5 protein-coding genes are annotated in these 4,178 nt (G+C 73.5%); 2 read left to right on the top strand and 3 right to left on the bottom strand.

Annotation, left to right across the window (positions count from 1 at the left end; genetic code table 11):
- Nucleotides 1-59: 59 nt before the first annotated feature.
- Genes ACFXA3_RS37250 through ACFXA3_RS37240 form a run of 3 tightly spaced genes read right to left on the bottom strand, consistent with a single transcriptional unit; the run spans nucleotide 60 to nucleotide 3,002 of the window.
- Complete coding sequence (locus tag ACFXA3_RS37250) at nucleotides 60-1,001, bottom strand: 3-oxoacyl-ACP reductase (RefSeq protein WP_385194770.1); 942 nt, start codon at nucleotides 999-1,001, stop codon at nucleotides 60-62.
- A gap of 14 nt (nucleotides 1,002-1,015) precedes the next feature.
- The gene (locus ACFXA3_RS37245; protein ID WP_385194767.1) at nucleotides 1,016-2,095 is read right to left on the bottom strand and encodes a Zn-dependent alcohol dehydrogenase; all 1,080 of its coding nucleotides are present in this window, start codon (nucleotides 2,093-2,095) and stop codon (nucleotides 1,016-1,018) included.
- A 34-nt stretch (nucleotides 2,096-2,129) separates the two neighbouring features.
- Complete coding sequence (locus tag ACFXA3_RS37240) at nucleotides 2,130-3,002, bottom strand: MaoC/PaaZ C-terminal domain-containing protein (protein WP_385194765.1); 873 nt, start codon at nucleotides 3,000-3,002, stop codon at nucleotides 2,130-2,132.
- Between the two features lie 5 nt (nucleotides 3,003-3,007).
- On the opposite strand from ACFXA3_RS37240, the gene ACFXA3_RS37235 reads away from it, so the two are divergent.
- Together ACFXA3_RS37235 and ACFXA3_RS37230 are read left to right on the top strand one after the other, a co-directional pair.
- The gene (locus ACFXA3_RS37235; RefSeq protein ID WP_385194762.1) at nucleotides 3,008-3,604 is read left to right on the top strand and encodes a response regulator transcription factor; all 597 of its coding nucleotides are present in this window, start codon (nucleotides 3,008-3,010) and stop codon (nucleotides 3,602-3,604) included.
- 120 nt (nucleotides 3,605-3,724) lie between these two features.
- Nucleotides 3,725-4,150, top strand: a complete 426-nt coding sequence (locus tag ACFXA3_RS37230; RefSeq protein WP_385194760.1) for a hypothetical protein — start codon at nucleotides 3,725-3,727, stop codon at nucleotides 4,148-4,150.
- The last annotated feature ends 28 nt before the right edge of the window (nucleotides 4,151-4,178 follow it).

The raw sequence follows: 4,178 nt of genomic DNA, 5'->3' as shown, positions 1-4,178 counted from the left end.
GGGGGGGGGGGGGGGCGGGGGGGGGGGCGCGGGCCCCCCGCCGCGGTCGTGCGCCGGTGTCAGCCGTGCCTGAGGCCCAGGACCTCCGCCGCGGCGAACGTCTCGCCCGCCGGGCGGGAGTCGTAGTGCGGGGTGAGCAGTCCGTCCAGCTCCTCGTAGGAGAAGGCCTCCTTGGCCGTGTCGAACTTCGCGGCCACCTTCGGGCGGTCCATCACGACCACGATCCCGCCGTGCACGACGAACAGCTGCCCGTTCGCCTTCGCCGAGGCCGGCGAGGCCAGGTAGCCGACCAGCGGGGCGACGTGCTCGGGGGCCAGCGGGTCGAGCTTGCCGTCCTCGGGGACCTGGAAGCCCGCGAAGACGTCCTCCGTCATCCGGGTCCGGGCGCGCGGGCAGATGGCGTTGGCCGTCACCCCGTACTTGGCGAGCGCCAGGGCGGTCGAGGTGGTCAGCCCCACGATGCCGCCCTTGGCCGCCGCGTAGTTCGGCTGCCCGGCCGAGCCGCCGAGGAAGGCCTCGGAGGAGGTGTTGACGATCCGGCCGTACACCGGAGCGCCCGCCGCCTTCGACCGCTCGCGCCAGTGCACGGAGGCGAAGTGCGTGGTGTTGAAGTGGCCCTTGAGGTGGACCCGGATGACCGAGTCCCATTCCTCCTCCGACATGGAGAAGACCATCCGGTCGCGCAGGATGCCCGCGTTGTTGACCAGCACGTCGAGCTTGCCGAAGCTGTCGACCGCGAAGTCGACCAGCTCGCGCGCCTGCTCGAAGTCGGCCACGTCGCCCAGGTGCGCCACCGCCTGCCCGCCCGCGGCACGGATCTGCTCGGCCACCTCCTGCGCCGGGGCGGCCGATGCCTCTCCGGAACCGTCCCGACCCGGCTGGCCGAAGTCGTTGACGACCACGCTCGCGCCGAGCCGCGCGAGCTCGATCGCCTCGGCCCGCCCGAGCCCGCGGCCGGCGCCGGTGACGATGGCGGACAACCCCTCAAGTGGGAGTGACATCTACCGGATTCCTCTCAGAGTTCGATGCAGGTGCGCAGGGCGACGCCCGTGCGCATCTGGTCGAGGGCGTCGTTGATCTCGGCGAGGTGCACCCGGTGCGTGATCAGGCTCTCCAGGTCCACCCGGCCCGCCCGCCACAGCGCGATGGTGCGCTCGTACGAGCGGAGCACGTCCCCGCCCCCGTACATCGACGGCAGGATCTTCTTCTCGTCGAAGAACAGCGAGAACATGTTGATCGAGTAGTTGTCGTCGAGCGCGCCCGCGCCGACCACGACGACGGAGCCGCCGCGCCGGGTCATCTCGTACGCGGTCTGCGTGGTCGCGGACTTGCCGACGACCTCGAAGACGTAGTCGAAGCCCTCACCTGCCGTGATCCGGTTCTTGGCGTCGGCGAAGGCCTCCGGTGCGACGGCCTCGGTGGCGCCGAAGCGCAGCGCCGCCTCGCGCCGGGAGGCCACCGGGTCCACGGCGACGACCTGCGCCGCGCCCTGGACCTTGGCGCCCTGGATGACGGAGATGCCGACGCCGCCGCAGCCGATGACGGCGACCGAGGACCCGGCTTCCACCTTGGCGGTGTTGATGGCGGCGCCGAGGCCGGTGGTGACCCCGCAGCCGATCAGTGCGGCGATGTCGTACGGCAGGTCGTCGGGGATCGGCACGGCGCACGAGGCGGGCACCACCATCTCCTCGGCGAAGGTGCCGGTGCCCGCGAAACCGAAGACGTCCCCGCCGCCCGCGCGCCGGAAGTTGGGCGTGGCCACGTTCGCGAAGGACTCCAGGCACAAGTGGCCCTGGCCGCGCTTGCAGGCCGGACAGTGCCCGCACGGCGGCAGCCAGCAGACGAGGACCCGGTCGCCGATGGCGTGGGTGCTCACCCCGTCGCCGACGTCGACGATCTCGCCCGAGCCCTCGTGGCCGGGGACGAAGGGGGCGGGCTGCGGCAGCACGCCGCTCATCGCGGAGAGGTCCGAGTGGCACAGGCCGGTGGCCTTGATGCGGATCCTGACCTTGCCGGGGCCGAAGCCCACGGCCTCCATGTCGTCGACGACCTCGAGCTTGTCCTGGCCTATCTCGCTCTGCAGTGCTGCGCGCACGGTGCGGCTCCTTGTGTGTCGCGAGGGTCGGGCGTTACGCGTGTTCGACGACGGTGTCGGCGAGGACCGGCGCGTCGTCCCGTTCGACGGCGGTCACCGAGACCAGGACCCGGCCGGGCTCCTCCCACATCCGGATCCGCAGGGTCTCGCCCGGGAAGACGATCCCGGCGAAGCGCGTGCGGTAGCCGCGGACCCGCGAGACGTCCCCGCCCAGCGCCGTGTCGACGACGGCCTTGAGGGTCATCCCGTACGAGCACAGGCCGTGCAGGATCGGCCGGTCGAAGCCGGCCAGCTTGGCGAACTCCGGGTCCGCGTGCAGGGGGTTCCAGTCGCCCGACAGCCGGTACAGGAGCGCCTGCTCCTCGCGGATGTGCCGCTCCTCGACGCGGTCGGGGGCGCGCTGGGGCAGTTCCTCCGTCACGGAGGGGCCCCGCTCGCCGCCGAAGCCGCCCTCTCCCCGTACGAAGAGCTGCGCGTCGCTGGTCCACAGCGGCCCGTCGGCGTCCGCGACCTCGGTGCGCAGGACGATCACGGCCGCCTTGCCCTTGTCGTAGAGGGCGGCGACGCGGGCGGTGGAGGAGGCCCGGCCCTTGACGGGGATGGACCGGTGCAGCTCGATGGACTGGCCGCCGTGCAGGACGTCGGCCAGGTTGACGTCGATCCCGGGTGCGGCGAGGCCGCCCAGCATGGCCATGCCGGCACCGGCGACGGTCGCGAAGCTGGGCAGGACGTGGAGCTTGGACTCCAGGGTGTAGCGCAGCTCGTCGGGGTCGGTGGCGGGGCTGGCTTTGCCGGGGTTCGTGCCCGCGCCGAGTCCGAGGTGGTAGAGCTGGATGTCCTTGTGGTCCCAGGCGATCTCCCCCTGGCGGGGGTCTGCGGCGAGGGCCCTGGCGGCATCGATCGGCATTGAGGATGCTGCTCCTTGTTCGGTTCCCGTTGCTTGGACGAGCGTGGAAGAGCGCGGGGGGGGCGGGCGCCCCCGCGGCCCCCGCCCCCCCCCTCGGCCTCCCCAGCCAGCACGCTTCGGCCCTGCGCAGCGCGGCCGTGCTGCGGGAGGCGCGGGGCGAGCCGTCGGCGGCGGCGGACCTCTACGTCCGGGCGGCGACGGAGGCGGCCCGTTCCGGAGCCACCCTCTGGGAAGCCCAGTCCCTCCTGATGGCCGCTCCTCTCGCGGCCCGGTCGGGTGGCTCCCGCAGGGCGTCGACCCTGTGGCACCGGGGCCGGCGCCTGGCGGAGACGGGCGGCTCGCGCCTCCTGACGGGCCTGGCGGACCTCTTCCCGCCGACCGCACCGGCCCCCGACCCGGCGCCGCTCCCCCAGCTCACCCCCCGTGAACGCGAGATCGCGGCCCTGGTGACGGAGGGCCTGACCACCCCGGCGATCGCGGCCCGCCTGTACCTGAGCCCCCGCACGGTGGACACCCACCTGTCCCACATCTTCCGCAAGACGGGCGTCACCACCCGGGCCGCCCTGGCCACCCTCACCGCGCGGTCCGCAGCATCGCCTTGAGTACCCCGCCGGGCGCGCCCGTCCCCGTCCACCGCGCCCCCGACGGACCGGCGTTGTCAGTGCCGGCCCCTAACGTGGGGGAAGTCGAACACGGCCCGAGTCACACCTCCGGGGGGACCCATGACGCACATGTTCCAGGGACGACGCACCGCGCTCACGCTCGCGGCGACGGCGGCGGCCCTCGCCCTGGCCACCGGCACCGCCCAGGCGGCGCAGGACGAACTCCTGCCCCACCCGGGCCCCGACGGCCTGATCTGGGTACCCGAGATGACCGGTTCCAGCGGCTTCGTCTCGGGCGGCCTTTCCCCGCGCCTGGACACCTACACCACGTTCGCCTGCGAGGGCGGCGGCAGCATGGTCGTGTCCTTCACCCTCGACGAACACCCGGACCGCAACCCGGCCCCGTTCACGCTGGACTGCCCCGCGGACACCCCGGCCCGCATCACCATCCCCCTGGGCACGGGCCTGCACGGCGGCTTCGGAGCCGTCGTCACCACCTCGGCCCCGACCGTCCGCTGGGCCGCGACGGTCGTCCAGCCCGAATGACCGGCCCCCGGGGCCCCCCCCCCCCCCC

This window comes from Streptomyces sp. NPDC059456 (assembly GCF_042750055.1).
In the GTDB taxonomy this organism is placed as follows: domain Bacteria; phylum Actinomycetota; class Actinomycetes; order Streptomycetales; family Streptomycetaceae; genus Streptomyces.
This window is presented reverse-complemented; position numbering and strand designations above follow the sequence as displayed.

Coding starts and splice junctions, on each gene's coding strand:
- ACFXA3_RS37250 (WP_385194770.1), bottom strand. CDS start 1,001: ATGTCACTCCCACTTGAGGGGTTGTCCGCCATCGTCACCGGCGCCGGC.
- ACFXA3_RS37240 (WP_385194765.1), bottom strand. CDS start 3,002: ATGCCGATCGATGCCGCCAGGGCCCTCGCCGCAGACCCCCGCCAGGGG.
- ACFXA3_RS37235 (WP_385194762.1), top strand. CDS start 3,008: ATGCTGCTCCTTGTTCGGTTCCCGTTGCTTGGACGAGCGTGGAAGAGC.
- ACFXA3_RS37230 (WP_385194760.1), top strand. CDS start 3,725: ATGACGCACATGTTCCAGGGACGACGCACCGCGCTCACGCTCGCGGCG.